A 25,508-nucleotide genomic window follows, 5' to 3' on the forward strand; every position below is an offset into this window, starting at 1 on the left:
CGCAAATATTCCCATCGTAAATATGGCCGAAGAGGCTGTCAAATGGGCACAAAATGGGTTTCCCGTACTGCCATGCAACCCAAATACAAAGAATCCCTATCTATCGCGAGACAAAGATAAAGACGGTAATTGGATATTAAACAGTGGAGGACTTTATAGGGCTTCGATTAATCCTGACACAATCAGGGCGTGGTGGGAGAAATGGCCGAACGCGCTCATTGGAGTACGGCTCGGACCAGGGTGCGGGGCGTTCGCGGTTGACCCCGACCGGCCCAAGAGGCCAGGGGATCCCGACGGGTTTGCGGCGTGGCAGAAGCTGGTGGAGCGCAACGGCGGATTGCCGCCGACACACGCTCACCGCACGCCGCATGGCGGCGCGCACTTCCTGTTTAAATATCCGACGGACCGCCGCATCGCGTGCAGCTCGGGCAGTTTGCCGCCCGGCATCGACGTGAGGGGCGACGGCGGCTACGTCATCGCACCGCCCTCCATCCTCGCAGACGGGCGCGCATATACCTTCGAGGACCCCGCCCTCGCCTTTCAGGTCGCCGAGGCGCCGGCTTGGCTGTTGGACGAGATCGCACCCAGGGAGGCGTCGACGCGTGGGCAGCGCCGCGGGAGGGGCGAAGCCAAACCCGCCGAGACCGGCGCCAACGTCTTCACGCTCGCGGCCGACGCGATGGGGCGCCGGAAGGGCGAAATCGTGCCGGCGCGGGCAGGGTTCAGCGCGGCGTATTTGTCGAAGGCGCTCGCGGCCGAAATCGAGGCCGCCGCGAGCGCAGCCAAAGGCGACCGCAACGACGCCCTGAACCGCGCTGCGTATTCCCTCGGCCAGCTTGTCGGCGCGGGCGCCCTGGACGATACCGACGTGCGTGATCGACTCCTCAGTGCTGCCCGCGTTTCTGGGCTCGTAGCCGACGACGGCGAGGCGGCGGCGCTCGCCACCATTGAGAGCGGGGTGACGAAGGGCGCCGAGAGCCCGCGCCCGGTGCCGCCGCCCGCAGGCGACGACCACGGCACGCTGCTCGACGAGATGAACGAGAAGTACGCTGTGGTGATCGATGGCGGCCGGACGCGGGTGCTGACGTTCCGGCGGGAGCGCGTCAACGGCCGCTCCCGCGAGGTGCCGACCTTCCTGGGCATCGAGGACTTCAAGACCTTCTTCGCGAACCGCTCGGTCAGCGTCGGCGAGGACAAGCGGATGTCGCTGGGAGCGTGGTGGCTGAGGCACCCGCAGCGGCGGCAGTATATCGGCCTGACCTTCGACCCCAGCGCCGCGCCAGAGGTCGACGGTCACCTGAACCTGTGGCGCGGGTTCGCGATCAAGCCGGAGCCCGGGTCCTGGGCACTGATCCGCCGCCATATCGACGATGTCGTCGCGAGCGGCAACGCTGAGCACACACAGTACATCATTAGGTGGCTGGCCTGGGCGGTCCAGAACCCGGATGCTCCGGCTGAGGTAGCCCTCGTTCTTCTCGGCACCAAGGGTGCCGGCAAGGGGACGCTTGGCAATATTATGTGTTATATTTTCGGGCGACATGCAGTTCACATCTCATCTTCCGATCATTTGTCAGGTAAATTCAATAATCATTTGCGCGATACTTGCTTCATATTTGCTGATGAAGCCTATTGGCCTGGAGACAAATCTGCCGAAGGTTCGCTGAAACGGCTCCTGACTGAGCCGAGCCTGTTTGTCGAAGCCAAGGGACGTGATGGTACGATTGTCCCGAACCGGCTCCACGTGATGATGGCGAGCAACGAAAGTTGGGTCGCTCCGGCCGGCGCCGACGAGCGACGGTTCGCGGTGTTCCGGGTATCAGAGCACGTTAAGCAGGATCAGGCCTACTTTGGGCCCCTACACGCCGAGATCCGAAACGGCGGAGCCGAGGCCATGTTGCACGACCTTCTGGCAATAGATCTCGCCGGGTGGCACCCGCGTCAGGTCGTGCGGACAGAAGCCCTGTTGGAGCAGCAAGAGCAGAGTCTAAGTCCCCTCGAGGCGTGGTGGGTTTCTCTACTGGAAGCCGGCGTCCTTGAAGGCGCAGACCCCCGCCATCCCAACCGAGCCGTCTCGGCTGGTTGGGATGAGAAGGTGCCAGTCGGCCTCAGCACCCGCACCGAACGGCGGCGCGGCCTGTTCGATCAGGCGCGAGATATCTCGCCGAAGCTCAAGCTGGTGAGCGACCACCAGCTCGGCCGCTTTCTCCGGTCGAAGGGCTGCACGAACACGCTCAAGGTGATGCGGCGGCAGGGCTGGACCTTCCCGCCGCTGGCGCAGCTCAGGACACAGTGGGAGGCAGCGTATGCTGGCTGGCAGTGGGGCACAGCCGTCACGGAGTGGCAGAGTGGAGCAGCGACGGACGACGAGGACGAACGCCCGAACAAGGCCAAACCGGAAGCTGTGCAGACCATATTCTAGACTGACATGTCGAACATCGAACATTTTTAGCGCTCTAAGCCATTGCCTTTATTGGTATGTTCCGAACGTTCGACCGTTCGGCTTTTTTGGACGCAGTTCTCCCAGAATTTTTGCGCGGGTATCGTACCATGGGTACGGCGCACCACCGTCTTTCTGCATCGTTTCCCTCTCTCTTCCCTTATAGATAGAACAAGTAGAACAGCAGAACATGCTAACCCGATCAACAGGTTAGGACGTTTGGGATTGTTCGGCTGTTCGACTCCCACGCGAATCCATGGCCCGCCAAGCAGCGCGCAACGGGTCTGAGACCGCCCGCGAGGCGCCGATCGCGGCGATCTACGTCCGACACAGCCGGCGCCAAAGCACGAAGATGGCTCGCGGAAGAAGGTGGAGGGCTCGGCGACTGAAGGCGCGCTGGAAGGCCGAAGAACTCACCGCCACGCGTGCCCCGTTCCCCGGAAAAATCCATCGTACGTCTCCGTAGCGGTGGTGATGCTGCACGTGGGTGATGCTGCGCATGTCGCGCTCGCGATCATGGGACTGAGGAGGATGCGATGGACGGCCGGGCCGCGCGAGGGCTCATCGGCCCAGCCGCTTCGCCGGTATCGCCCTTCGCGAAAGACACCACATCTACGGAACAGTACCGGCGTCCTCGCTGTTCAGGGGCGCGGTGCCCCATGTGTCCTCGATTGCCGGGGCACGGCAGGCGGCCGGGCGTGCCCGCCGGAACGGAAGCGTCCGGCCGTCCTTCTCTGACGCGCCGCCTCCCCGACGTGTACCGCGCCGCCGAGGCCGGCTGTGCCGCAACGCTGGCTGCGGCTTACTCGAACCGGGCACGTGGGCTGCAGCATGCCACGGAAGCCACCCGGGTAAACTCCAACTTCAGCTGGATCACGTAGCCGCGTTGACGAGTTGTCCACGAATACTCATGACCCGAAGCGGCCCCTCGCGGTGGATGTCAGGATTGTCCGGCTGCGAGGGTTTTCCCGACATTTGATTTCCTGACGCGGTTCCCTGCCACTGGCCGGCTCGCGGGGCTCTCGCGTCACGCGCCTCAGCTCCGACGGTCCGTCAGCCTGTCTGGAAAGGGTCGTTTTTCAGACATGCGTGAAAGGCGCGAGTGCACGCCGGAAGCCGCTTCAGATCGGGCCTCATCAAAGCAATAGCAAAGCTTCCGCTCGGCGTAGCGTCTACTCCGAAGGCTCCAAGAGAATAGCACTCAATTAAAACAGGCCTCCAAGCTCGACGCGCTCGCCACCTAGCTACAAACGATTCCAGCAGAAGCACACGAACAGGTCTTCGGAACCGTTTGGCGCCTCGGGCAGTTCACGGTGCGGTGCAGCATGGAACCCATGCTGTGAGAGGCCTCCTGGTTGGCCACCCCTCGTCTGTCACTATCAACCCACCCTCAAGTAGGTGGGACGACGGACGACGGGACTCCTGCACTCCGCCTCTCGTGGCCCTGGTCGTCATGGGGTCCGGAGGCGTCGAACTCCATTTGAATTGTCCGTTAGTAATTCACTCGCATCCCACGGGGTAAGAATGACGACCATCCGTCAACTGATCCAAACCAGCCCGACCCGAGCAAACGAGCTTCTCGCCAAGCTGGCAGAGACCTCTGACAACGCTGTGAAGACGCGTGAGCGCTTGCTGGTGGATCTCAAGTCCGAGCTGGAGCTCTCCGCACAACTCGAGGAGGAGCATCTCTTTCCAGTCCTGCGGAAGCACAAAGAAACCAGGGACCTCGTGGCGCAGGCCCTCAACGACAACAAGCAAGCCCTCAAGCTCCTGGCTGAGCTCGAGCAGATGCCGAAGGGTAGTGAGGAGTTCGCACCGAAGGTTGCCGAGCTGAGAAAGGTCTTCCAGCAGAGTGTGCGTGACGAGCGCAAGGAGCTGCTCCCGGCAGTCATCAAGGTGCTGAGCGACGAGGAGGCTCAGGCCGTCGTCGAGAGGATCGAGGAGGGCAAGGCCGAAATCGAAGAAACAAGGCGCGCTGAGGCTGAACAGCGTCGCGCCGAGCAGAGGCGTGAGCGTGATCGCGCTGATGAGGCGCTCGCGAGGGAGGAAGAAGCCGCGGAGCGCGAGCGGCGTTCCAGGGAAGTGGCGCATGAGACTGCAGAGCAGGTAGCGCAAACGGCGGAAGTCATAAACGAAAATTCCCGGCAGGTAATCCGGAGTGCTGCGGAGAGCGTTGAGCGTATAGCCACTGCGCCGATCAGCTCGGGCTCCCTGTTCTGGGACGCGATGTTCGGGATGTGGGGCTTCCCGCAGAGCCGTTCCGTGGCTCGGTCGTCAACTGTCCCCGCCTCCTCGACGCGGCAGTCCACCCACGAGGAGGAGGTCATTCCTCTGGCGGAGGAGACGCTGATCGTGGGCAAGCACACGGTGAACAGCGGCACCACTACGGTCCGCCGCTACGTCGTGGAGACCCCGGTCGAGCAGAAGGTGGCGCTGTATGACGAAAAGGTGGTGGTTGAGCGGCGCAGGCCAGCGACCGACGCCGTGACGGGTGAGGCGTTGACCGAACTCACGGTCGAGATGATCGAGACATCCGAAGTGCCCATCGTCGGAAAAGGCGTCAAGGTGCGAGAGGAGGTCGTGGTCCGGCGGGAGCGTACGCGGCGCGTCGAGACGGTGCGTGACACGGTGCGGCGCGACGAGGTAGATATCTCGAATACGAGAGAGCGCTCGAGCAACAAGCGCACTGAATTGGCTTATAGCCGCAAGTAAGCCGCTGACGCTTCAATGTGAGGAGACGCAGTCACCGCCTTCGACTGCGTCTCCTCATTTTGCGTCAGATCATTTGCGCCTAATTCTGCCTTTTCTATGGCCCATCTTGGATGCATGCTCTTGTTTTGATTGGAATATGATTCCGCATTTCAAGATGTGACGTAGACGTGCAGCAGGTTTGCCTAGTTAGACACAGAATGTGCTTAAGCGCCTGCTGCTGCGCGCCGAGCGCTCATATGTCGGGGCCGCGCTGGCGGCTATCGCGGGCGGCGGTAACCGCAAACGCGGTCCCGGAAACCGCACCACGTTACTGGTTCTCCGGCAGATCTGCTCAGCCTCGGTGTTCGAGGGGCGCACTGGCTGGCCCTCCACCTGTCGCCGGACACGACTGAGCTATGTCAGCTACTCCGCACTGCTCACGGTCGTGATGTTTGTCAGAGGCTTGGCACCTTCGCGTGGCCGCACAGCGGTAGTAGGGAGCCTGTCGCGATCCCGATCCCAGTGCGGTCTGTGCCGTTCGGATGTATGCACTGGCGTGAGCTGCGGCCACGCGGGCGCAGCTCACTGATCGGGAGATGGAGAGCCGGAATAGGCAGTCTCCCTGCCCCTCGGACCAGCTCAGGCGGCTCTGGCGCGGGGACGCTCCGACGCCTGATCAACGGCTCTGACCACCTGCTCAGGTGCAAGGTGGTGGATCATGTGCCCCAGGCCCGGAACGACGATCAACGCGCTCTGCGGCAACTCGCGGTGGAGCCGCTCCGATTGGCGGCCGACGTCGGCTACCTGATCGTCCGCCCCCGCGATAATCACGACCGGCAGCTTCAGGTCGCGGTAGTGCTCCTGAAGCTCCACCGTAACCGGCGTCATCAGGGCCGCGTCCTCTGCCGAGGCCCGCAGCTGAGACGGGCGCAGCATGAGGTCCTTCGGGAACTCCTCGTCGAAGCGTTCCGGCACCGGGGCCGGGGCGAACATCGCCTTGATCAAGCCCGGCAGGATCAGCCGGGAGATCGCCGGTGACACCGTGTAGCGCATCACGTCCCCGAGCACCGGGATCGCCGGTGGCGAGAACAGCATCACGTCGGCGCGCAGCGTCGGGTAGTAGTAGCCGGAAGCCAGCACCAGGCTGCGCACCAACTGCGGCGCCTGCAGGGCGAGGGCGACCGCGACCAGGCTGCCCCACGAGTGGCCGAGCACCACTGCCTGCGTGACGCCGAGCCGTCGCAGCGCCTTCTCGAACAGCGTCGCGTGGGCCCGCGGCGTCCACAGGGCGCGCGGCCGCTCGCTGTAGCCGTAGCCGGGCCGGTCGATGAGGATGACGCGGTAGCGCGTGGCGAGGTCCTCGACGATGCCGCTGACCAGGAAGTCCTGGATCATGGTGCCGTTGCCGTGAATGAGCACCAGCGGCTCGCCGCGGCCACGCTCGAGGTAGTGCAGGCGCACGCCGTCGACGGTCATGAAGCGGCCGATCGGCGGGTGACGGTGTTCCGCCTCGCGCGTTTTGGCAACCGCGTAGAGAGCTGAAGCACCGAGCGCGGCAGCCGCTCCCAGCAGGGTCGGGGCGAGCCAGCCCCGCGTGTTGGATGGCTTCGTCATGGTAGAGTCCTATCTGCTCGGGGCATTCGGCTTGATCGACAGGATCGATCCGGCGCGAGGCCGCGACGTTTCACGGACGGAGAGCTCTGCGAACTACCGGGCCATCAGGCGCCTCGTGTTCGCGGCCACGTGCTCCCGGTAGCGGGACACGACCGCCTCGGGCGAACCACCGGTCACAGCGTCCCGGCCGCCTCGTTGGCGGCCCCGATCTTCTCGGTGACCATCACGGTCGCCTCCTCGCGGCCGTCCCGTCCGCCCCAGGCCAGCCTGACGAGCCGGAGCTCAATCACCTTCTGGGCCTTGAGGGCCAGCATCTTCGAGCTGAGGGAGTAGAAGGGGTTGTACATGGGGTACTCCGCGCCGCGCGGAAGCCCGTGCGACTGAGGCAGGATGAAGGAGCGGCTGACGCAGCCGCTCCGCGCAGGTGTTGCTGCGCCCCGAGGTGTCTGACTCGGGCGCTACGCGCCTCAGCGGGGGAGTGTGGGGCTCTGCTGGGCGACGCCGGAGAATGCCTTGCTGGCCTCCTCGACCGCGCGGACCGAGCCCTCGGCGATGGCCTTGCTGTCCTGCACCATGTGCTGCAGCCCCTCGCGGACCAGCTCGCTCTGGATCGCGGTGAACTCCTGCACCGAGGTGGCGCGCGTCAGCTTGGTCAGCCCGTCGAGGTTGCGCCGCCACTGCTTCTGGCCCAGCTCGAACCAGCCCCGCGAGGCATCCTGGATGGCCTGGGTCAGGACCGTGCCGCAGCGCATGACGACTTCGAGGTTCTGCTTGGACTGGCGGGCGAGGCGCTCGCCGTCCTGTCCGGTGAAGCCGAGTGTGCGGGTGAAGTGATCGGCGGCTTCGCAGGCCTGCTGAGAAGCTGCCTCGACGTTCTTCTGCAGGCCTTGCTCGGCGCTCTGGGCAGATTTTTCGCCGAGATCGGCCGTCTTGCTCATTCCGTCACGGATGGCATCAGCGAACTGGGTACGCTGCTCGGAGGTCTCTTTGATGGTCGCCCTGACAGCCTCGGCGATCCGCTCATTCGGCTCGGCTTGCTTGTTCGGCGCAGTGTTTGGATTGAAAGTCATGCGTGTTTCCTACCTTTTTGCGTATGTGCGCATGACGTGCTTGCTGAATACAACAAACACGTCACGCCTAGATAGCGAACTAAACAGGCTATCTTGGTGCGCCGCGCCTATGTCGTGATGGGTTTGCTGCTTTCAAGGCTCAGGAAAGCATTTTGAGTTCGAAAAAATATGTGTCGGATTTCATTGAACGTCACACCCGAGGTTTAAGCATCTGCTTTCGCCACGTAATCAGATTTCTACCGCGTCGAGGTTTGGGGCCAAGGCCGAAACCACCAAGCGACCTCATAAAGCCGCGGTGCACGGAGAAGGGGTATTTGGCTTCGGCCCCGTGCCGGCTCGCTGCCCCACGACCAGTTCGTCGGCGGCCACGGCTGGGCCTCGGGCAGGCTGCGCTTGCCGGCTGCGGCCTCCGCGTCCGCATCATCCAGCATCATGTCTTCGATGTCCGCGGGTCCGATCACAAGCGCTCCTGGGCGGTCATGCTGCGTCGCACAACGGGAACGGGTGACACGCGACCTGGGTTCCAGGGCGGCTGCGGGTCGGTTGGGCGACCCGTCTCACCGCGTGATCGCTTCTGAGGGGCGAACGGGCTGCCCTCACGCGCGTATGGCGAGTCCGCAACGGGTGGAGGCTGTGTGAGAACGCGGTTGGGTGTGTCGCGATGCAGCGGTGATCGCGATCCTCGGCACCGGCCCACTCCTCACCGCCCTGCGGGCGTGAGGGCACGCGGCACCGCGCGCCATCACCGCTGCATCGCGACACACCCAACCGCGTTCTCACACAGTCTCGGTCGCAAGCGGCCCCTCATTCCATGCTTGGCGTGAGGAGAATTCGAGCGACTTCGTCGTAGCGGGATGGGCGTCGAGCGGGTTGGCTCGGCCCTCGCGGGACCGCGCTCCGCCCTTCGCCGTTCAGCCATGATGGCCAGAAGTTTCGCCTCGAACCGTGCGCGGAGTCCGCTGTTGCTGATGGAGAGAGGCCATTCGGCACAGGAGAGACGGCCATGCCACGGCTGAGTTTGCTCTTTCGAGCTTCCCTCATGGCTGCCGCGCTCGCACCGGGCGCAACGCTCGCGCAGAGCGGTCCGTGCAGCGATGACATTGCCAAGCTCACTCGGGAGTTGGGCACGCAGGCCGGCCTCGGCGCACCCGTGTCGGAGCCCGGCTACGGCCAGCGAAAAGGACCAAACGACGAGAAGAGCCAAAGCAGCGCCGCGACTGAGAAGGGCGGCGTAACCGGCACTGTGGGCACGCGGGAGACGGACCGCAGCCAGCCGGGTGGCGCGTCGCGCGAGCAGGGCGGCAGCCCGGGCACGGTCGGCGGCGTGTCGGGCACGGTTGGCAGTGCGACCGGCGGAACCCAGGCCGATGCGGTCGCCAGCGGACGGATCGCCACCTCACCCGAGGATGTGCGCCGCCAGTCCGAGAACCGCCCGACGACAGCAGCGCAGGCGGCGCGGGGTGGCGAGGCGTCGGCCGGCGCGCAGCCGTCCTCTGAGGACCGCGTGTCTCAGGCCAAGACGGCCTTGCAGCGTGCGGTCGACCTGAACGCGAAGGGTGACCGGGCCTGTGCCGACGCGGTGAAGGACGCACAGCGGTTGAAGGGCCAGTAGGACACGGCTCGCGACGGCTCGGCGCTGAACGGAGCTGGGCCGGACCCGTGATGGGGCGCGGTGATCGTGCTCGCGATCTGGGGCCTGGTCACCGGGCGGCGCAGGACGACACTCTGATCCCACACCCTCATTCGAACGCGCTCGGTGGTGATCTCGGGCGCGGAACAGGAGAACGACCATGAGCCGCGGCTATCCATCTATGACGGCGCTTCTCGGCCTGCTCGCCCTCGCGGGCTACCAGAACCGGGACAAGATCGCCGAGATGCTCGGCGGGGCCGGGCAAGGCAGCGCCGGCAGCGGCGCGGGTACTGGATCGGGTCAGACCGGCCTCGGAGGCCTCCTGGGCAATCTCACGGGCTCCCTGGGTGGGGCCAGTGCCGGTGGGCTGCTCAGCGGCGGGCTAAGTGAGCTCGTCGACCGCTTCAGGCAGAACGGTCATGGCGAGGCTGCGGACTCGTGGGTGCGGCAGGGCCCCAACCAGGAGATGGCGCCTCACCAGCTCCAGCAGGCGATCGGGCCGGAGGTGCTCGACACCCTGGCGCGCCAGACGGGGCTTTCGCACGACGAGTTGCTGGCCCGGCTCTCGCGCGAGTTGCCCTCAGCGGTGGACCGCTACACGCCCGAGGGCCAGTTGCCGGCGCACTGACACACGCCAGTCGGCAACGGGCTCCGAGGCCTGCACCTCGTTCGGGGTTCTCGATCACTGCCACCGTGTTCATGGCGGTCGGCAGGATCGAGAGCATCGGCGGAGAGGTCGTCGGGCTCCGCACGCGGAACTGGAGCTGTGGCTTGGCCGCTGCCCCTGCTGTCGTTCAGGTTACGCCTTGGCCGTGCAGGTGCTGCTTGCGTGGTCTGGTTCCATACACCGCGCTTACGCGACCGGCGCGGGCGTAACAGGCGTGCGGGAGACCGCTGACGTCCAGCTTTGATTTCCTGACACCCAAAACTTACAGCTTCAAGTGGCTGAAAAACCGTCGTCTTATTGACACGCCACTCCGTAACGAGGCGCAAGTAGGGTGTCGCGCTTGCATCCGGATGAGGGCCTGATGGGGCTGCCGATAGTGCAATCCACAATAAGGTCAGCGTGTCGGGACCGGCTCCGGCCCACGGTAGTCGTAGAAGCCCCGCTTCGACTTGCGGCCGAGCCAGCCAGCCTCAACGTACTTCACCAACAGCGGGCAGGGTCGATACTTCGAGTCGGCCAGCCCCTCGTAGAGCACCTGCATGATCGACAAGCAGGTGTCGAGCCCGATGAAGTCGGCGAGTTGCAGCGGGCCCATCGGATGGTTGGCCCCGAGCCGCATCGCCGCATCAATCGACTCCACCGAACCGACGCCCTCGTAGAGAATATAGACCGCCTCGTTGATCATCGGCAGCAGGATGCGGTTGACGATGAAGGCCGGGAAATCCTCCGACATGGTGGAGATCTTGCCGAGCTTGGCGACGAACGCCTTGGCCGAGGCATAAGTTGCCTCGTCGGTGGCGATACCGCGGATGAGCTCGACGAGCTGCATCATCGGCACTGGGTTCATGAAGTGGATGCCGATAAATCGCTCGGGCCGGTCGGTTGCCGCCGCAAGCCGGGTAACCGAGATGGACGAAGTGTTAGTTGCGATTATTGTATTCTGTTTTAGTGATCCACAAAGTGCGCTTAGTATATCGCGCTTAATCGTCTCGTTTTCAGTCGCCGCTTCAATTACTAGATCGCAATCTTTCAAATCAGCTAAACTGTATGCCGGAGCAAGCCTGCTGATGGTCTCCTGACTTCTGGTTTCTTCAATTTTGTTTTTCGATACTAATTTAACTAGATTAGCGCCAATATTTTGAAAGGCTACATTGATGCGATTTTCTTCGCGATCATTTAGACGCACAGCAAATCCTGCGGTCGCGCAGGCCTGGGCAATTCCAGTTCCCATCTGACCAGCACCGATAATGCCAACGCTAATAATTTCAATTGCCATGTCTCGTTCCGAGCCTCATTCACTGCGGCCGGTCTGAGCCGGTGTGTCGGCCCAGACTGGCGCACCACATCACCGCCCCGTGGTATATCTATAGAACGTCTCAGAAGGGTCGCAAGCAGACCCTCGGCCCATGCCCGTCGTGGTCCGCCCCGCAGGCCGCCTTATTGCGGTGCTGGTTCAAGCGACGCGTTCCGATCGGTCAGGAGTGCCCATTTAATTACCTGACAAGCAAACCTTACAGGTTTAAGTGGCTGAAAAATCGTCGTTTTGCTTACATCATCACAGAAACCCCTCTTGCACCTTGCTCACTGGCAGAACTGGGTCGCCAGCGCGAACTCGACCGCCGTTCCGCCATTGGCTCCGCGTGATGCCGAGCCGCTCCCCCAGCACCAGCAAGCTCCAGAACAGGGGGATCTTGCGGCGCCGGAGAAGGGGTAGAGACCACGGATCGAGCCCGACGAAGGGCAGGAACGGGTTGCGGCGGTTGGCGGCGTAGATCTCGATGCGGACGCCCGGACGGACCGTCGCGCCCCGGGCGTGGAAGCCGCACGTGTCGCCCACCACCAGGGTGTTGCCCGGGACCGCGAACTTGACGGGAGCCGAGAGGCCGAGACGGGGCAGCTCCTCCGGACGGATCCGGAATGCCCCGCCCCCTCCCGCCTTGGTTCGATCACAGGCCTCCACGCTCCTGCGCCGCTCCCAGGCAAGGCGCCGCTTCGAGCGGGTGGCCGAGCCGCGCACGTAGGTGAAGGGGCCCTCATCCTCCGGCACATCGTGCAGGAACAGCCACGCCTTCATGGTTGGATGAAACGTGTCCATGTGGAGGTCGAGCTGTGGATCGGCTTGTGAGCCGTCGAGATGGGAGAAGATCGTCTGGATGTAGACCTCCGGCTCGACGTCGAAGCTCGCCACGTAGCGCAGCCGACCCTGGAAGCCGGGCATTTCGAGGAGCCGCCGGCAGGCCGGCAGGTGGCGCAGGGTTGCCGGGGTCAGCGGGACGCGTCGCGTGACGGCGTTTCCCTCGCGAAACTGTCTGGTGGGGAGCGCGACCGAGGTGACCTCCCGCACGAGGTCGGCGAAGTGCTCCGGTTGGAGGAAGTCGCGCACCTCGATATAGCCCTGCTCATCGAGCTGCCGCTGGTCCTCCGCGCTCACGAGCGGGGCCAGGCGCCGCCGTCTCCAGGCTGTGAGGGCAATGGCCGTCTTGACGCGCCAGACGTGCAGCCCGCAGCGGTTCAAGGAAGCACTGCCGAGGATCGGATTGCTTCGGAAGGATTTTGCTCCGGTCAGGACCTGGATGGCGTGGATCGGAGCCAGGAGGAGGCGCGAAACTGTAGCAGCCATGTTCGTCACGAAAGTTGCCCAGTGGCAGGCTTGAGCGCTTAGAGCGGCATAATAATGGCGTGAAGGCTCCATGAACGTACTAGCAATATGATGCTTCAGGTTTGCAACTGACCACATCCTATGTAGATCGAAATTAACATATATCACGGTCCGTACAGTTCGTTGCCTAACATATGTGGTAGATTGTAGCCCTAGAGCCTATTCGATCGGATTAGGGGCTCCATCGCGATCTCGGCGAGGACGCGCCGCTCAAGCTTGCCACCGAGTTCGGCCTAATAGGCGGTCTTGGCTTTAGCTCCCGCTTTCAGCAAGGGGGAACGCACTTGCGCAAAATCACCGCAAGCCTCGTCCAAACGGACGGGTCCGGAGTTTCTCGCGCGGACCGCACCTGGCAGCTGCGTCCATGCGTGAGGTAGGACAATGAACAAGTGTTTACGGCTACACTGAGTGCCGCCGTGCTCGGAAGCGGGGTGCTCCTGGGCATCACGTCTGCTCAGGCCATGGGGTATGGCTATGGCGACTTCGACGCGCCCGAGACCGTCGTCGAGCGGCAGGTTGTTGCCCCACCTCGGCGTGTCGTGCGGGAGGTCGTCGTAGAGCGGCCAGTGATCCGCCCCCGCCATGTTGTCCGTGAGGTCGTGGTGGAGCGCCCGGTCGTGTACCGGCCCCGGCGCGTCGTGCGGGAGGTCGTGGTCGAGCGGGACGGCTTCTATGGGCCGCGCCGGTTCGGACCACGGCCGGTTGGCTACGGCCCAGCCTTTGACCCGTACGACTGAGGGCTGGCACTACACCGAGGCCGGCCCCGTCAGCGGGGGCCGGCCGCTCAGTTCTGCGAGGGTGGCCGGCTCTGGGCCGCGAGTTGGGTGTCCTTGCGATCCTGGTCGCGCACCAGCCAGTGCACGGCTCCGAGCGCCAGCACGGCCGCGGCGAGCTCGATGATGGTGAGCGGCGCGGTCCTGGTTGCGTCCAGAATGATGAACTTGCGCGCGAGGACCAGCAGCGCGGTCAGGATGACCCTGCGCTGCTGGATGATGCTCTCCTGCCGGTGCAGCACGCTCAGGATCGAGTGGTTGAACTCCAGCGCGATCAGGACGGTGAGGATCATCCCGAACACGACATGGAACACGCTCAGGAGGCCGCATTACTCCTCGTCGTCGCTGGGATCTCGGCCGGGTTTCCAGGGGCACAGCCCGCGCCTGCCTCCATAGGGGCCAGAGTAGTGGAGGTCGCCGGCCCAAGGATGTATCCGGATCGTCCACGGATCGACGTCGTCTCCTCCGACAGCGGAATGGGTTCTTCGGGCCAGAGCGACCCACCGGGGCGGGACCGGTCTGGAGGCCATGACAGGATGGGTTCGTCGGACCAGGACAGGCTGGTGGTGCAGCACCAGTTTGGAGGCCACGACGGGATGGGTTCTTCGGGCCAAGATCCTCTGCCGGTGCAGCATCGGTCTGGAGACGCGTTCTGCCTCACGCAAGCGGAGGGTCGGCGGCGACGGACGCTGCGCGACCGCCCGCGAAGGCCGTCGGAAAGTGGCGATGGCGCGGCTGCGGGCGGGCGGGCGCTTCGCCTGCCGCTGGACCGCCTTCGATGCCGGTGCTTTCGGCTGCTCGACCGCCGGCTGGGCAGGCGCGTTCGTCTCAGACGGGACCTCGGTGCGGGTCGGCGGATCGGTCCAGGGGGTCTGCGCGGCCAAGCCGGGTACGCCGGGGAGCAGGAGCGCCACCGCGAGGGCAATTCGGCATTTCACCATGAGCACGCCCCTTCCATCACGAGAATGATCGGGACCCGACCGCATGATAGCTGATGGCTCGTTGGCTGTCAGGCGGTTCAACGACCGCCATTGTTCCTGCCGCCCGCGATACGGTACTTTTACAAAAAGTCAGACGACTTCAGCTTTGATCCCGAGCCATTCCTTGATCTTGCCCACCATGGTCCGATCTGGCGCTACCTGTTCAGGCATGCGTTTGATCTGATCCAGCCTTTCACCCGCCTCGTCCTCGCTCAGCAGGCTGGCCTGACGGCCAATGGCCAGGGCCCCTTCGAGCACCGTCAGCCCTTCCTCGAAGCTCAACGGCGTCGTGTACGTGCGCGCGCTAATGTAGTTCTGGCGCAGGCGTTCCACCTCGGGTGTGTCCGCGCAGGCCAGCCGGGTGACGAACGGCAGCAACCGTTGGCGCTGCACGTCGTCCGATTCGTCGTTGAGCAGCATCGCGAGGCGGCAGATGGGTCGTGAAAAACAGCGCGGCATGACCTCAACCCGCCACACCGGCTGATAAGGAAACCCGGCCGCGACGACGGCGGCTTCGTTGATGCAGGTGCCGCCGTCCGGTCCTGGGAACTGGTGGGATCCGGCCTTGAGCGTCCAATTCAGGATGTGATCGAACCGCGTCATGGCTACCTCCATGCCGCCCCCTAGGCAATCTTGGGCGCCGCCGCGGGCCGTCAATGCGGATCGACCAGCCCGGAGCCTGCTGGCCAGCTTCTACGATCGGTGGCCACCGGCCACTGAGGAGTGTGGCAGCCCAGACAGATAAGCTGATTGCTCGCCCCCGGCGGAACCGCCGAGGTTTCGGCTCGTTGAAGGATCGTATCACATCCCACGGAGCATAGCATGTCGCAGCTTGATGAGCGAGCGGCGGGCAGCGTATTGCCGCTGCCGTCGATCGGCAGAGCCCTCTTCGGTTTTGCAACCTCAACAACAGGCCTTGTACTCACGATGCTTATGCTCAGCGGTGTTGCTTGATGTAACCCTGGGTTGAATGCCCATATATTTTATTTATTCGATGTATAGCAGCAACCAGGCGTCCATCGTATGAGGTTGGACTGACGTGCCAGTGCATAGTGGCCACGATCGAGCTGGAAGATAGATGGCGAGGATCGCCATATCTGCTCCGTCGGAGCTTGTCGCGGCAGCAGAGAGCTACAACCTCTGCGAGATCGCTCGGCGCCTAAATGTTACCCGCCATACTGTTGGCCGCTGGGCAGCCGGTAGGGCAGCGCCGAGGCTGGCCCGCCTGCAGGCTCTGCGAGCACTCGCCTCCGCATGACCCCGGTCGGCAGCACTTCGTCAACCATCCTGCGGCAGGCTGACCGTAGCCGAGCCGATGTCCCCCATCCTGCTCGGCCATAGCGGCGGCCCGACAATAAGCCGTTCCCAGAGTCTGTCGGGCCGCCGCCTCCGAAATCTGAGACCGCTTACCCGCGTTGCGTATCGGTGTGGGCGAAGGCGCGGCCGGGCTGATCCGGACCTGTCAGCCCGGCCGTCGCACACCACCTCGTGTCGCGCGGAACGGGGCACTCGATCCGCCGTTCCTGCCGTCACGACGGCGCTCCTGCGTCCGAGGTTCGATGAGCACGTTCACGGTCACGATCCAGACCCCGGTCGGCCCGCTCTCGGTTCGACGCGAGACCGCGGAAGCGGCGGTTGAGAGCGGGCGCGTCCTGGAGCGCGAGGGCGTCGGCGAGGTTTTCATCACTCCGCCGGGCGGGGAGCCGATGCGGCTGGCGGATTTCTCGACTTCGCTCGCGGCCGATCAGCCGAACTCGGATCCGGCCTGACGGCCCGGCCGTTGCATCCAGAAGTGCGCCCCGAATGATGAGCGTCACGGCATCGCGTTCGCGAAGCCCAGCAGGGCGGCTTAGGCAGCCTGTGGCGCCTGTTCTGCCGCTCGCCGGCCATCCCATCTGCACCGCCGCCCGTCCACGGCCCTCCAGATCGGCCGCACCGTTGTCGCCCCTCGATCCGGCTCTGGAGCCTCTTCAAGCTGCCGGGACGACGCCCGGCAGCACCGCCAGCGGCTTCTCCGGCGCCGTCGCGCCCTGCACCGGCCCTGGACGCGGCTCTCGAACGCCTTCGGCAGGGCGTGGAGCGGGACGCGTAACCGCAGGCAGTGGGAGATCAACCAAGACCACGCGACCGCTCAGCGGGTCGAGGATGCGGATCTGCGCCATGTGGTTCCCCTCATGGGAGAAACGGACAGCCTGTCTCGATTCAGGTAAGAATTCGTTACGAAACACTCGGTGTGCCCTGAAAATGTGTCAAAACAGGACAGCGGCATACGCAGGTCGATTACAAACGCGGCGCGATCCTTGCTCAATGCAGGCAAGAGGAACTTGGTTTCGTATTTTAGGACACGCCGCCTAATGATCGAACGCCGCAAATTCCACCGTGCCAGCACTTATCTTGGCGCTAGCATCGAGATGAGGCGCTATTACCATCCTGTTGAGGGCTTGGTCCGTAATCTCTCCCCAGGAGGAGCGCGCATTGTCCTCACGAGCGCCCGAACAGTAGCGGACTGCTTCACCCTCGCGGTCACGCCCCAGGGCATACGCTATGAGGCAAAAGTAGTTTGGGCCACGAACCAGGAAATTGGAGTAGTGTTCGCAAATACAAGGGACGTTCCAGAGGTGGTCAACATTTAGGCACCGCTCGCTGCGGCCAATAAGTGCCGGGCTGAGTGAACGCCTTCAACCCTCCCAAGACTGGCGGCGGGTCAGGGAAGTTAGGCGCCGGCCGCGCGCCCTCGTCATCCTGAGACCGCCGGCTCTCGATGTTGTTGCGGTCGCCGCCGAGTGGACCGTGCCAGCCCTTGTCCCGGATGCGGGCGTGCCTCAGGCCAGTAGCAAAGCACGACCGGAGGAACGCCATGCCGAGCCGCGGGTACGCCCTACGCAAAGGACGCCAGGGCTGGGACATCTACGCCGAGCACACGGGCAAGCCGGTCTTGTTGAACGGGCGCGAGCAGACCGGGCTCTCTCGCAGGGTTGCCGTCCAACTCGTCACCTTGCTGAAGAGGCTGGCGCTGGCTGGGGCCGACGTCACGGATCTGCCGGTCAAAGGGCGTTACACGATCCACTGAGAACCAGACGCACGAACGCCCGGCGGAGGGTTAGGGTTTGGACTCGATCAGCACCAGAAGGCGATGACGGCGGCGAGCGCGAGGGCTGATGCGTAGTTGCGGGCGAGCTTGTCGTATCGGGTGGCGATCCTGCGGAAGTCCTTGAGGCGGTTGAAAGTCGCCTCGATCCGCCAGCGTTCCCGATAGCGGGGTCTGTCATGGCGGAGCTTCCGCTTACGGCCGCGCTTGCCCGGGATGACCGGCGTGATGCCGTTCTCGCGTAGGTCAGCGCGCAGCCAGTCTGCGTCGTAGCCCTTGTCGGCGGCCAGACGCCGTATCCGCCCCGGCGCTTCGGCCAGCACCGCCGGGGCGGTCGTCACGTCGCTGGCGTTGCCGGGTGTCAGCAGGAGGACGCCGGGGCGGCCGAGGACATCGGTGAGCGCATGGATCTTGGTCGTCTGGCCGCCGCGCGACGGGCCGATAGCCTGCGCCCTCGCCCCCCTTTGCCGCCATGGGCCGAGCGGTGGGCCCGGACGTAGCTGCTGTCGAGGGCGGCTGCATCGCCGGCCCATCCAGCCTTGGCCAGCGCGGCGAGCATGGCTTTCCAGAAGCCGCGCCGGGACCAGCGATTGAAGCGGTTGTAGACCGTGGTCCGCGGGCCGTAGGCCGCTGGGCAGTCGCGCCAGCGGCAGCCAGAAGTGAGCACGTGCAGGATGCCGGAGATGATCTGCCGGTCGTCCTTCCGCTCGGGTCCGGGCTGGTCCCTGGGCATGAACGGTTCGATCACCGTCCATTGCTCATCCGAGAGCCAGAACAGGTCTGCCATCGCTACCTCCAGGTCGCCGCTTTGCGGCCTGGAATCACAAAACGACAAACCCTGCAACGCTTTGGATCGGTTCACACCCTAGCATTACAGTTGCGTTTTCGGCGAGGTTCTGACTCTTTGCGTCGCCATGATTCGCGCATCATGGACGTCGGAGACTTCGGTCAAGGCGACGCTGGAGTTGTGGGCCTCGTCGCTCCGGGAGGTGAAGGGGCGCATGCGGCCTCTGTTCACCCAGCGCCGGGTCGCCGCCTCGGCCGGAGCGTTCTTGGATGGACTGCTCGGTGCAGAGCGGCGCAAGACGGGTTGGATGCGGGCGGAAGCCGCGGGCGATCCCGGGCCCTGGCGCCAGCAGGCGGTGCTGGGGCGCGGACGTTGGGACGCCGACGCTCTGCGCGACGTGGTGCGTGACTATGCTCTGGAGACGCTGGCCGACCCGGACGCGGTTCTGGTTCTCGACGAGACCGGCTTTCTAAAGCAGGGCAAGGCCTCGTGCGGCGTGCATCGCCAGTACACCGGCTCGGCCGGCAAGATCACGAACTGTCAGATCGGCGTGTTCGCGGCCTATGTCTCACGGCACGGTCATGCCTTCATCGATCGAGCCTTGTACCTACCCCAGACCTGGACCTCGGATCCAGCCCGGCTGGCCGCCGCCCACGTGCCGAAGGGGACGACCTTCGCGACCAAGCCGGGATTGGCTCTGGCGATGATCGAGCGGGCGAGGGCTGCCGGCGTGCCGTTTTCCTGGGTAGCGGCCGACACCGTCTACGGGGTCGGCGAGATCGAGATGGCCCTGCGGCGGGCGGGCAAGGGNTACGTGCTCGGGGNGAAGAGCGATCACGCGTTCAACTCCTGGGCCGGCAAGCCGCTGGTGGCCGGCACCGCCGAGACGATCGCGGATGGCCTTGCTCCGTCGGCCTGGACGCGCCTGTCGGCGGGCGACGGGACGAAGGGCGCGCGGCTGTACGACTGGGCCTACTGCGAACTGGCCGACCTCGCTGGTGCCGCCTACGACCAGACCGGCCTGTGGACGCGGGGGGCTCCTGATCCGCCGCAGCCTGAGCGATGGCGAGCGGGCCTACTTCACGACCTGGTGCCCGGCCGGCACGCCGATCCAGATCCTGGTCAGCGTCGAGGGACGGCGTTGGAGCATCGAGGACGCGTTCGAGACGGCCAAGACCGACCTCGGGCTGACACACAATGAGACCCGCTCTTGGCACGGCTGGCATCGGCACGTCAGCCTGGTGATGATGGCCTTCGCCCTGCTGACGGTGATCCGCCATCACGCCAACGCGCCGCCCCCAAAAAGCCGAGCCCGGCCGAGACCGCGCGCCCGCTGATCCGCTGGTCGGTCCAGGAGATCCGCCGCATCGCGGTGCGGATGGCACAGCGGCGCATTCAACCCGCTCACGTCATCGCCTGGTCGCTCTGGCGACGGGCGCATCAGGCGGCCGCCCGCCAGGCACATCTCAAACAGCGCGCGTCAGACGCCAAACGGCGGCGGCAGCGCCGGACGCCAAGCCGGGCCAGCCGTCAGCCAGCACGCACAAAAACGCAACTGTAATGCTAGGACCTTGCCGGGCGTGCGGTCACAGGGACTCGTGATGACAACAGCCGTCCAGCCACCATGGCTGGCGCCTTGTTCCTCGCCCTGAAGGCGCCCGTCCCACCCGCTTCTCAGTCGAGCGGGCCGTTCACGAACGGGATTACCCTCGTGCGCACAAGGGCGGCTTATTCGCCTAAGCCCCAATTATCGAGGGACCCGCTTGGCGATCATGGCGATGTGCGCCCGACTGCACCCGGCTGCCAGCATCGCGGTGATCCCGGCGTTGCGCTCGACGTTCTCGATCCGGCCCCGGTAGAGGCTCTGCGCCTTCGCACGTGCCTGCCCCCTGAGCCTGCCGGCGGCGCAGATCCCCGTAGTCCTTGCGACCGCGGCGATACGGATCGTCCGAACCGCTGTCGCCCCTCGAAGAGGCTCTGGAGCGGCTGCGCCGGGAGGTCGGTGCATAAAGCGGAGCGTCGAGCGGAACCGTCGCAAGGGCTGCCGGAACGGCAGGGTGGCGGTAATCGGCTCAGCTCGCACAAATTCGGTTCGGCAGGCTGAGGCACTTGGCGCCACTGGGATGCAAAGCCTAAGATTAGGTGCTTGCAGTGGGGAAGGCTCGAAGTTTGTTCCGGCCCGCGGAGGGTTCGATGCGCGTACTCGTGACTGCCCTCGCGGTCATCTTAGCCAGCGCAAGGATGGCCGCAGCATTGGAGCGGATGCCCCGCATCTCCAAAGGCGCGTTCTATGACAGGGTGCGCCCCATGATGATGGAGAGCGGATGGCAACCCGTGCCGATCCCCAAAGATCAGCAAGGGTGTGCACCCGGCAGAGAGGACGTCTGTGAGCACTACCCTGAGGCAGAGGCTTGTTCCGGCACGGGGATGGCATATTGTATCTTTGTATGGCGCAAGAACGAAGCACAGATGCGGGTGACGACAACCGGCGAGGAGCTAACAGATCTCATTGTTTCGGATGTGAACTGTGAGATATTCTGTCAGGCTCAGGGCGATGCGGTTACTGTGCCGCGATTTGATACTGAGGCTGCGTGCAGGAAAATAACAACAGGCTCGATTGGCTATGTGCATTGCGTACAGAGGGAGCAAACTGCGTATGATTACCTGCGGATAGTATGGCATAGATTGAACGAGAAAGCAGCTGATTACTGCGCGAAAGCTGCTGAAAGGCAGCCCACCCCCTACACGTGGTTAGAGGCATGCTTCACGGGGCAGATGCGGGGGCAGCAGATGGAGCGCGACCGATTAGGACCGGCGCCCGTTTTTCGACCCTGACTTCGGACCCTCGACTACGGCATCACGCGCTTGGCGATCTTGGCGAGGTACGCCTGACTGCGCCGCTGCTAGGGCGGCGCTCGGCGGCTCTGCGAGCGGTCGATGCGGCTCCGGGCGACCCCCCGCTCTAGCCGGCGAGGCGGAACGGGGCCTGGAGGCCGCCCTGGAGCGGTTCCAGTGGGCATGGGCGAGCCGGGATTGAGCAAAGCGGGATCGGTCCGTGCTGAGACCGCAGCTGCGCGGCGGACCTCGCCGGCTTCTGTGAACAACGAACGCGGCAAGGTGCGCGACCACGCGGGAGGTGACGCCGCAGATCGCGGCAATCAGGGTAGGCTTCCGGCGCGGTCGCGTTCAGGCAACGGCAGGTTGCGCACTCAAGAATGGAACCAAGCGGGGCCGGCGATCGTTCAAATATGCCGAACCATAAACCGAGATGCAATGCAATTTAGTTTGGCTTTAGTTCTGAGTCTTCACTTTTCGTTGCCGGACATGAACTGCCGATCGATTTCAGGGAATCAAAAAGATGAGTCGAAATTCGTCGTTTCAGCTGACAGTTCCTGAGGGCGACGAAAAAGGCGCTTCGGATCAAAAATCGATAACTGTATTGCCAAGAGGCAATTCTGAAAGATATTCCATGATTGTGGGGCTGGCAATTGGAGGTTTGCTTACACTTGCATGGAGCATCTTCGTGTGTTGGGAAGCCTACAAGTGCGCAGCATACCTGTTAAGCACGGCATTGAGCATGATGTAGACTGTTTGTGCACTGCACAGTACAGCAAGATCCATTCAACTGCATGTTGCAGCAAGATCATAGCGGCTGCACAGATATGCAGCGCGCGGGTTAGCCCGCCGCACTAACTCTTGGAGCAGGGACAGCAACACCATATATGCAAAGTACGTAGGTAGTCAGGACGCACCGATGCTATACGCCTGTGTCGCCGCGCTGGGCTGTATGGCCGGACTAAGCCTGCGCTGGGTAGGGCTGGGGCTGCTCGCGAGCGTGCTCACCGCCGCGGTGGGTGTAGCGGGAGCCGTTCATGGCCAGACCGTTACCGCCACCCTCCTGGAGACTGTCGCCACCGTGACGGTGCTCGAACTCGCGTACGTCGTCCCCGTCCTGCTCGACGCCGTGCGGGGTTAGCGGATCACGTTCCAGAGGTCGCTCACGATAAAGGTCACCGCGCCACACGCTTGGCGATCTTGGCGTTGTCGCGTCCGAATTAGGAGCTGCCTCACGCTGAAGAAGAGAGGCGCATGCGACAGCTCGCATACCATATAGTTCCTGCATGGCTCAGGGACGCTCAGCGGCCTCAAGCAGCTTCGGAGGGCGTGTCGCAAACGCGAATGGGCCTCCATTCACGGGTCGTTAGGCATACCCGCCCAGCTTGCCGCCTCCGCCCCGGAGCCGGCCCATGATCCTGAATTCCCTCGCCCTCAAGCTTAAGCACCCGGCGCGTGGCGACTTCCGGGGCCGGCATTTCGAGGCCACCCTGAGCGTGCAGGCCGTTTCTTGGTAGCTGCGCTACGCGCTCGGCTACCGCGATATCGAGGAGATGCTCCTGGAGAGGGGCCTCACGGTCGACCACTCCACCATCAATCGCCGGGTGCTCGCCTCCGCGCCGGCCATCAAGCGCCGCCTGCGCCGGTTCCGCAAACCGCACTCCGGCTCCGTGCGCGTCGACGAGACCGACATCAAGGTGCGGGGCCAGTGGCGATACCTGTACCGGGCCATCGACCAGCACGGGCAGGCGGTCGACTCCCCGCTCACCGCCAACCGCGACCTCGACGCGGCCAAGCGCTTCTTCCGCAAGATGCTGCAGGATCAGCCGCTCCTCGCGCCCGACCGCATTGGCACCGATGGTGCCGGCCCATATCCGCCGGCGATCGCCGAGAGCCGCAACGAGGGCCTGCTGCCGCGCACGCCCATCCACCACGTCACCAAGCACCTGCAGCAGGGGATCGAGAGCGACCACTTCCGGGTGAAACGGCCGATGCCGCGGGTCGGTGGGTTCCGGTCGTTCCACACGGCCCGACGCACGATCCAGAGCTTCGAGGCCATGCTGTGGCTGCGCAAGGGCTTCGGGTTCTCGGGGGCATGGACCGTGCAGGAGCAGAACCAGCTGCTCGCCACCTGCTTTGGCCTTCCCGTCGCGAACAAAGCGTGAAAACGGGGAGGGTAGCCCCCTCCTGCGGCCTGAACCCGAGCTTGCGACACGCCCCGATAGGCTGCTGGTGCTGACCGCACCGCCGTGCACCTGAAGAGCCTCGCGCAACTCGCGCAGGAGGATCTGCGGGCGAGCCTGATAGGTCTGCAGGATGAGATCGGCATGGGCCTCGATGTGACGGGAGCGCTGGTCGCCGCCCAGCGGCTTGGGCGCGAGGTGCCCCAGGCCCCCTGCGGTCGCATCGTCCGACCCTGCACCGTCCTAGCGGTCGGCTCACAAAGCCGATTAGAAGCCTGCTGGCAGCTTATACAGGTCGGCAGCTAGGGACTGAACCACAGCTTCAATCTGAGCCACCCACTCCGGCCGATGCTTCACGAGGATATCGGCGCTCGGGTCTCCTTTCTCCCGAAGCGCGGCTGTGTAATGCTGCGCGGCGAGCCGGTCCCCCAGCGCCGCCTCACACGCAGCAGCCAGCTTGAGAGCCGGAGACCAGTACGGCCGGATGTCGAGCGAGCGGTTCGCCTCGTCTAAAGCTCTGCGAGGTTGACCGACGAAGTAGTGGGCCAACCCCAATTCCAAGTGCCACGTGAAGCTATGCGGGTCAAAGGGGTTCAGACGAAGGCCGCGCTCGAACTTGGGAATGGCCTCGTGCGGCTGGCCTAAGAGCAGCAGGGCAATGCCGAGCACAAGGTGACCGAGCGCAAAGCTTGGACTTAAAGTGATGGCCTGCTCGCCTGCTTTGCGAGCGCGGTCCAGTTCTCCGCCGAAGCTGTGCGTAATAGCTACGGCGTAGTGCGAATAGGGATTCTTCTCGTCCAGTTGCACGGCCCGGAGCGCCGCTGCCTTTCCCTCCGAGGAGATCGCCTCTGGATCATCGGTCCAGCCGTAGGCCACGATCCCTGCATCGACCCGAGCCAGCCAGATGTGGCTGTCAACATTATCCCGAGCAGTGCTTATGGCTTTCACGAGGAGATCGCGCGCCGTAAGATGGCTGTTTCGCTGAACCTTGTGGAACTCCCACATGGCCCGCCGCACAAGGTCCCAGGCGGTTGGGTTTTGGGCGGGTTGCACAGTGGCTCGCTCGCTCTCCTTCCTCAGCAACTCCGGCTCAATTGATCCCGCCACGGACTCAGCGATTTCGTCCTGGAGAGCGAACATGTCGCCGAAGTCGCGCTCATAGCGTTCAGCCCAGAGCGACATGCCTGTCTCACCCTCGACAAGCTGCACAGAGATCCGAACGCGATTACCGCCTCGGCGCACGCTACCCGTGAGGATGTAGGCGACGCCAAGTTGGCGGGCGATTTGCCCGATCTCCACCGCACGGCCCTTGAACGAGAAGGCCGAATTGCGCGCAATCACGAACAGCCATCGCATCTTGGACAGGGCGGTGGTCACGTCGTCCGAGATACCATCCCCGAGGTACTCGTCCTCCGGGCTTGTCGTGGCAAAAGGCAGGACAGCAATGGATGGTCTGCTTGGAAGCGAGAGGACCTCCCGCACCGGCCTGGGGCTCGGCCCAGCGCTCGTGGACCGTCCATCAAGGCGGATCGCGAAAACCCGGACCGGCTCGTCGATGTTCTTGACCGTTTGGAGCCCCAGGTCGTCGTACATCAGCGGGAGGGTTTTTCGCACATACTCGTGCATGACCCCGGAGATGCAGACCGCGCCGGGTTCTGCAAGCGCCTGAAGCCGAGCCGCGATATTGACTGCATCACCCAGGAGGTCATCACCCCGGACGAGGACGTCGCCCGCGTGGACCCCGATGCGGAACTTGAGAACGGGGTCCTCGGGTGTTGGCCTGTTCCCTTTGTGAAGGGCCTCCTGCACCCGAACGGCGCATTTCACCGCGTCCACTGCGCTGGGGAACTCGGCCAAGACGCTGTCGCCCGCCGTGTTGGCGATCCTGCCTCTGTGCTCGGCGATGAGCCGGTCCATGACCTCGCGATGGGAGGTCAAGGCGCGAAGCGTCCCGACTTCATCCTGGCTCATCAGCCGGCAGTAGCCTGCCACATCAGCAGCGAAGATCGCTGCCAGCCTGCGCTCGACGCGTTCTGCATCACTGGACATGGCACATGTTGAGCAGGGTGCCATGCCGCGCGCAAGCTTGGCCAG

General features: G+C 64.2%; 19 protein-coding genes and 4 pseudogenes. 13 read left to right on the forward strand and 10 right to left on the reverse strand.

What is annotated here, in order from left to right:
* Positions 1 to 22 precede the first annotated feature (22 nt).
* Complete coding sequence (locus MET2598_RS0122590) at positions 23 to 2,419, forward strand: bifunctional DNA primase/polymerase (RefSeq protein WP_084673913.1); 2,397 nt, start codon at positions 23 to 25, stop codon at positions 2,417 to 2,419.
* Positions 2,420 to 3,961: 1,542 nt separating this feature from the next.
* Entirely contained in the window at positions 3,962 to 5,149 is a 1,188-nt protein-coding gene (locus MET2598_RS0122595; protein WP_026190886.1) for a DUF2382 domain-containing protein, read from the forward strand.
* 618 nt (positions 5,150 to 5,767) lie between these two features.
* Here the strand turns inward: MET2598_RS0122595 and MET2598_RS0122600 are convergent.
* The 3 genes and pseudogenes from MET2598_RS0122600 to MET2598_RS0122610 form a co-directional block, all read right to left on the reverse strand.
* Positions 5,768 to 6,742 (reverse strand): alpha/beta fold hydrolase, encoded by a 975-nt coding sequence (locus tag MET2598_RS0122600; RefSeq protein WP_026190887.1) that lies wholly within the window; start codon positions 6,740 to 6,742, stop codon positions 5,768 to 5,770.
* Positions 6,743 to 6,835: 93 nt separating this feature from the next.
* Positions 6,836 to 7,089, reverse strand: a pseudogene (locus tag MET2598_RS37145) (hypothetical protein).
* A 120-nt stretch (positions 7,090 to 7,209) separates the two neighbouring features.
* On the reverse strand, positions 7,210 to 7,812 hold the full coding sequence (locus tag MET2598_RS0122610) for a phasin family protein (protein WP_026190888.1): 603 nt from the start codon (positions 7,810 to 7,812) through the stop codon (positions 7,210 to 7,212).
* 1,039 nt (positions 7,813 to 8,851) lie between these two features.
* Here MET2598_RS0122610 and MET2598_RS0122615 point away from each other — a divergent pair.
* Positions 8,852 to 9,424, forward strand: coding sequence for a hypothetical protein (locus tag MET2598_RS0122615; RefSeq protein WP_236728789.1), 573 nt, complete (start codon positions 8,852 to 8,854; stop codon positions 9,422 to 9,424).
* Between the two features lie 178 nt (positions 9,425 to 9,602).
* Complete coding sequence (locus MET2598_RS0122620) at positions 9,603 to 10,070, forward strand: YidB family protein (protein WP_026190889.1); 468 nt, start codon at positions 9,603 to 9,605, stop codon at positions 10,068 to 10,070.
* A gap of 433 nt (positions 10,071 to 10,503) precedes the next feature.
* Here the strand turns inward: MET2598_RS0122620 and MET2598_RS0122625 are convergent, their stop codons facing one another.
* On the reverse strand, positions 10,504 to 11,385 hold the full coding sequence (locus tag MET2598_RS0122625; protein WP_026190890.1) for a 3-hydroxybutyryl-CoA dehydrogenase: 882 nt from the start codon (positions 11,383 to 11,385) through the stop codon (positions 10,504 to 10,506).
* Between the two features lie 279 nt (positions 11,386 to 11,664).
* Positions 11,665 to 12,846 carry a phytanoyl-CoA dioxygenase family protein gene (locus MET2598_RS0122630; RefSeq protein ID WP_330218353.1) on the reverse strand — a complete coding sequence of 394 codons (1,182 nt, stop codon included), beginning with the start codon at positions 12,844 to 12,846 and terminating at the stop codon, positions 11,665 to 11,667.
* Between the two features lie 353 nt (positions 12,847 to 13,199).
* Between MET2598_RS0122630 and MET2598_RS0122635 the strand changes: the two genes are divergently transcribed.
* A complete protein-coding gene (locus MET2598_RS0122635) occupies positions 13,200 to 13,505 on the forward strand; it encodes a hypothetical protein (RefSeq protein ID WP_157182242.1) in 306 nt (101 codons plus the stop codon).
* Between the two features lie 47 nt (positions 13,506 to 13,552).
* Here the strand turns inward: MET2598_RS0122635 and MET2598_RS37150 are convergent, their stop codons facing one another.
* Both MET2598_RS37150 and MET2598_RS0122645 read right to left on the reverse strand, forming a co-directional pair.
* Entirely contained in the window at positions 13,553 to 13,855 is a 303-nt protein-coding gene (locus MET2598_RS37150; RefSeq protein WP_018262460.1) for a phosphate-starvation-inducible PsiE family protein, read from the reverse strand.
* A gap of 756 nt (positions 13,856 to 14,611) precedes the next feature.
* Complete coding sequence (locus MET2598_RS0122645; protein WP_018262461.1) at positions 14,612 to 15,124, reverse strand: hypothetical protein; 513 nt, start codon at positions 15,122 to 15,124, stop codon at positions 14,612 to 14,614.
* Between the two features lie 219 nt (positions 15,125 to 15,343).
* Between MET2598_RS0122645 and MET2598_RS43460 the strand changes: the two genes are divergently transcribed.
* The 4 genes from MET2598_RS43460 (at position 15,344) to MET2598_RS0122655 (ending at position 17,591) form a co-directional block, all read left to right on the forward strand.
* Positions 15,344 to 15,475: a hypothetical protein gene (locus MET2598_RS43460; RefSeq protein ID WP_269083015.1), complete on the forward strand. Its 132-nt coding sequence runs from the start codon at positions 15,344 to 15,346 to the stop codon at positions 15,473 to 15,475.
* 605 nt (positions 15,476 to 16,080) lie between these two features.
* Complete coding sequence (locus MET2598_RS0122650; protein WP_018262462.1) at positions 16,081 to 16,290, forward strand: hypothetical protein; 210 nt, start codon at positions 16,081 to 16,083, stop codon at positions 16,288 to 16,290.
* Between the two features lie 585 nt (positions 16,291 to 16,875).
* Positions 16,876 to 17,154: a PilZ domain-containing protein gene (locus MET2598_RS43865; protein ID WP_084673915.1), complete on the forward strand. Its 279-nt coding sequence runs from the start codon at positions 16,876 to 16,878 to the stop codon at positions 17,152 to 17,154.
* A gap of 224 nt (positions 17,155 to 17,378) precedes the next feature.
* The gene (locus MET2598_RS0122655) at positions 17,379 to 17,591 is read left to right on the forward strand and encodes a hypothetical protein (protein ID WP_018262463.1); all 213 of its coding nucleotides are present in this window, start codon (positions 17,379 to 17,381) and stop codon (positions 17,589 to 17,591) included.
* A 47-nt stretch (positions 17,592 to 17,638) separates the two neighbouring features.
* Here the strand turns inward: MET2598_RS0122655 and MET2598_RS39720 are convergent.
* A protein-coding gene (locus tag MET2598_RS39720) for an IS5 family transposase (protein WP_085984601.1) occupies positions 17,639 to 18,396 on the reverse strand; the annotation gives its coding sequence in 2 pieces (ribosomal slippage) (positions 17,639 to 18,066 and positions 18,066 to 18,396; 759 coding nt in all).
* 127 nt (positions 18,397 to 18,523) lie between these two features.
* Between MET2598_RS39720 and MET2598_RS37155 the strand changes: the two are divergent.
* From MET2598_RS37155 to MET2598_RS37160, 4 genes and pseudogenes are all read left to right on the forward strand, one after another.
* A pseudogene (locus MET2598_RS37155) lies at positions 18,524 to 19,733 on the forward strand (IS701-like element ISMtsp19 family transposase).
* Between the two features lie 856 nt (positions 19,734 to 20,589).
* Positions 20,590 to 21,231: a hypothetical protein gene (locus tag MET2598_RS41475; RefSeq protein ID WP_157182244.1), complete on the forward strand. Its 642-nt coding sequence runs from the start codon at positions 20,590 to 20,592 to the stop codon at positions 21,229 to 21,231.
* Between the two features lie 919 nt (positions 21,232 to 22,150).
* The gene (locus MET2598_RS0122675) at positions 22,151 to 22,372 is read left to right on the forward strand and encodes a hypothetical protein (RefSeq protein ID WP_018262466.1); all 222 of its coding nucleotides are present in this window, start codon (positions 22,151 to 22,153) and stop codon (positions 22,370 to 22,372) included.
* A 271-nt stretch (positions 22,373 to 22,643) separates the two neighbouring features.
* Positions 22,644 to 23,396, forward strand: a pseudogene (locus tag MET2598_RS37160) (IS6 family transposase).
* Positions 23,397 to 23,450: 54 nt separating this feature from the next.
* Here MET2598_RS37160 and MET2598_RS42990 read toward each other — a convergent pair.
* Positions 23,451 to 23,624: pseudogene (locus MET2598_RS42990) on the reverse strand (IS630 family transposase); the annotation flags it as partial.
* Positions 23,625 to 23,681: 57 nt separating this feature from the next.
* Entirely contained in the window at positions 23,682 to 25,463 is a 1,782-nt protein-coding gene (locus MET2598_RS37165) for an adenylate/guanylate cyclase domain-containing protein (protein WP_157182245.1), read from the reverse strand.
* Between the last annotated feature and the right edge of the window lie 45 nt (positions 25,464 to 25,508).

Origin of the sequence: Methylobacterium sp. WSM2598 (assembly GCF_000379105.1) — a bacterium.
Taxonomy (GTDB): Bacteria; Pseudomonadota; Alphaproteobacteria; order Rhizobiales; family Beijerinckiaceae; genus Methylobacterium.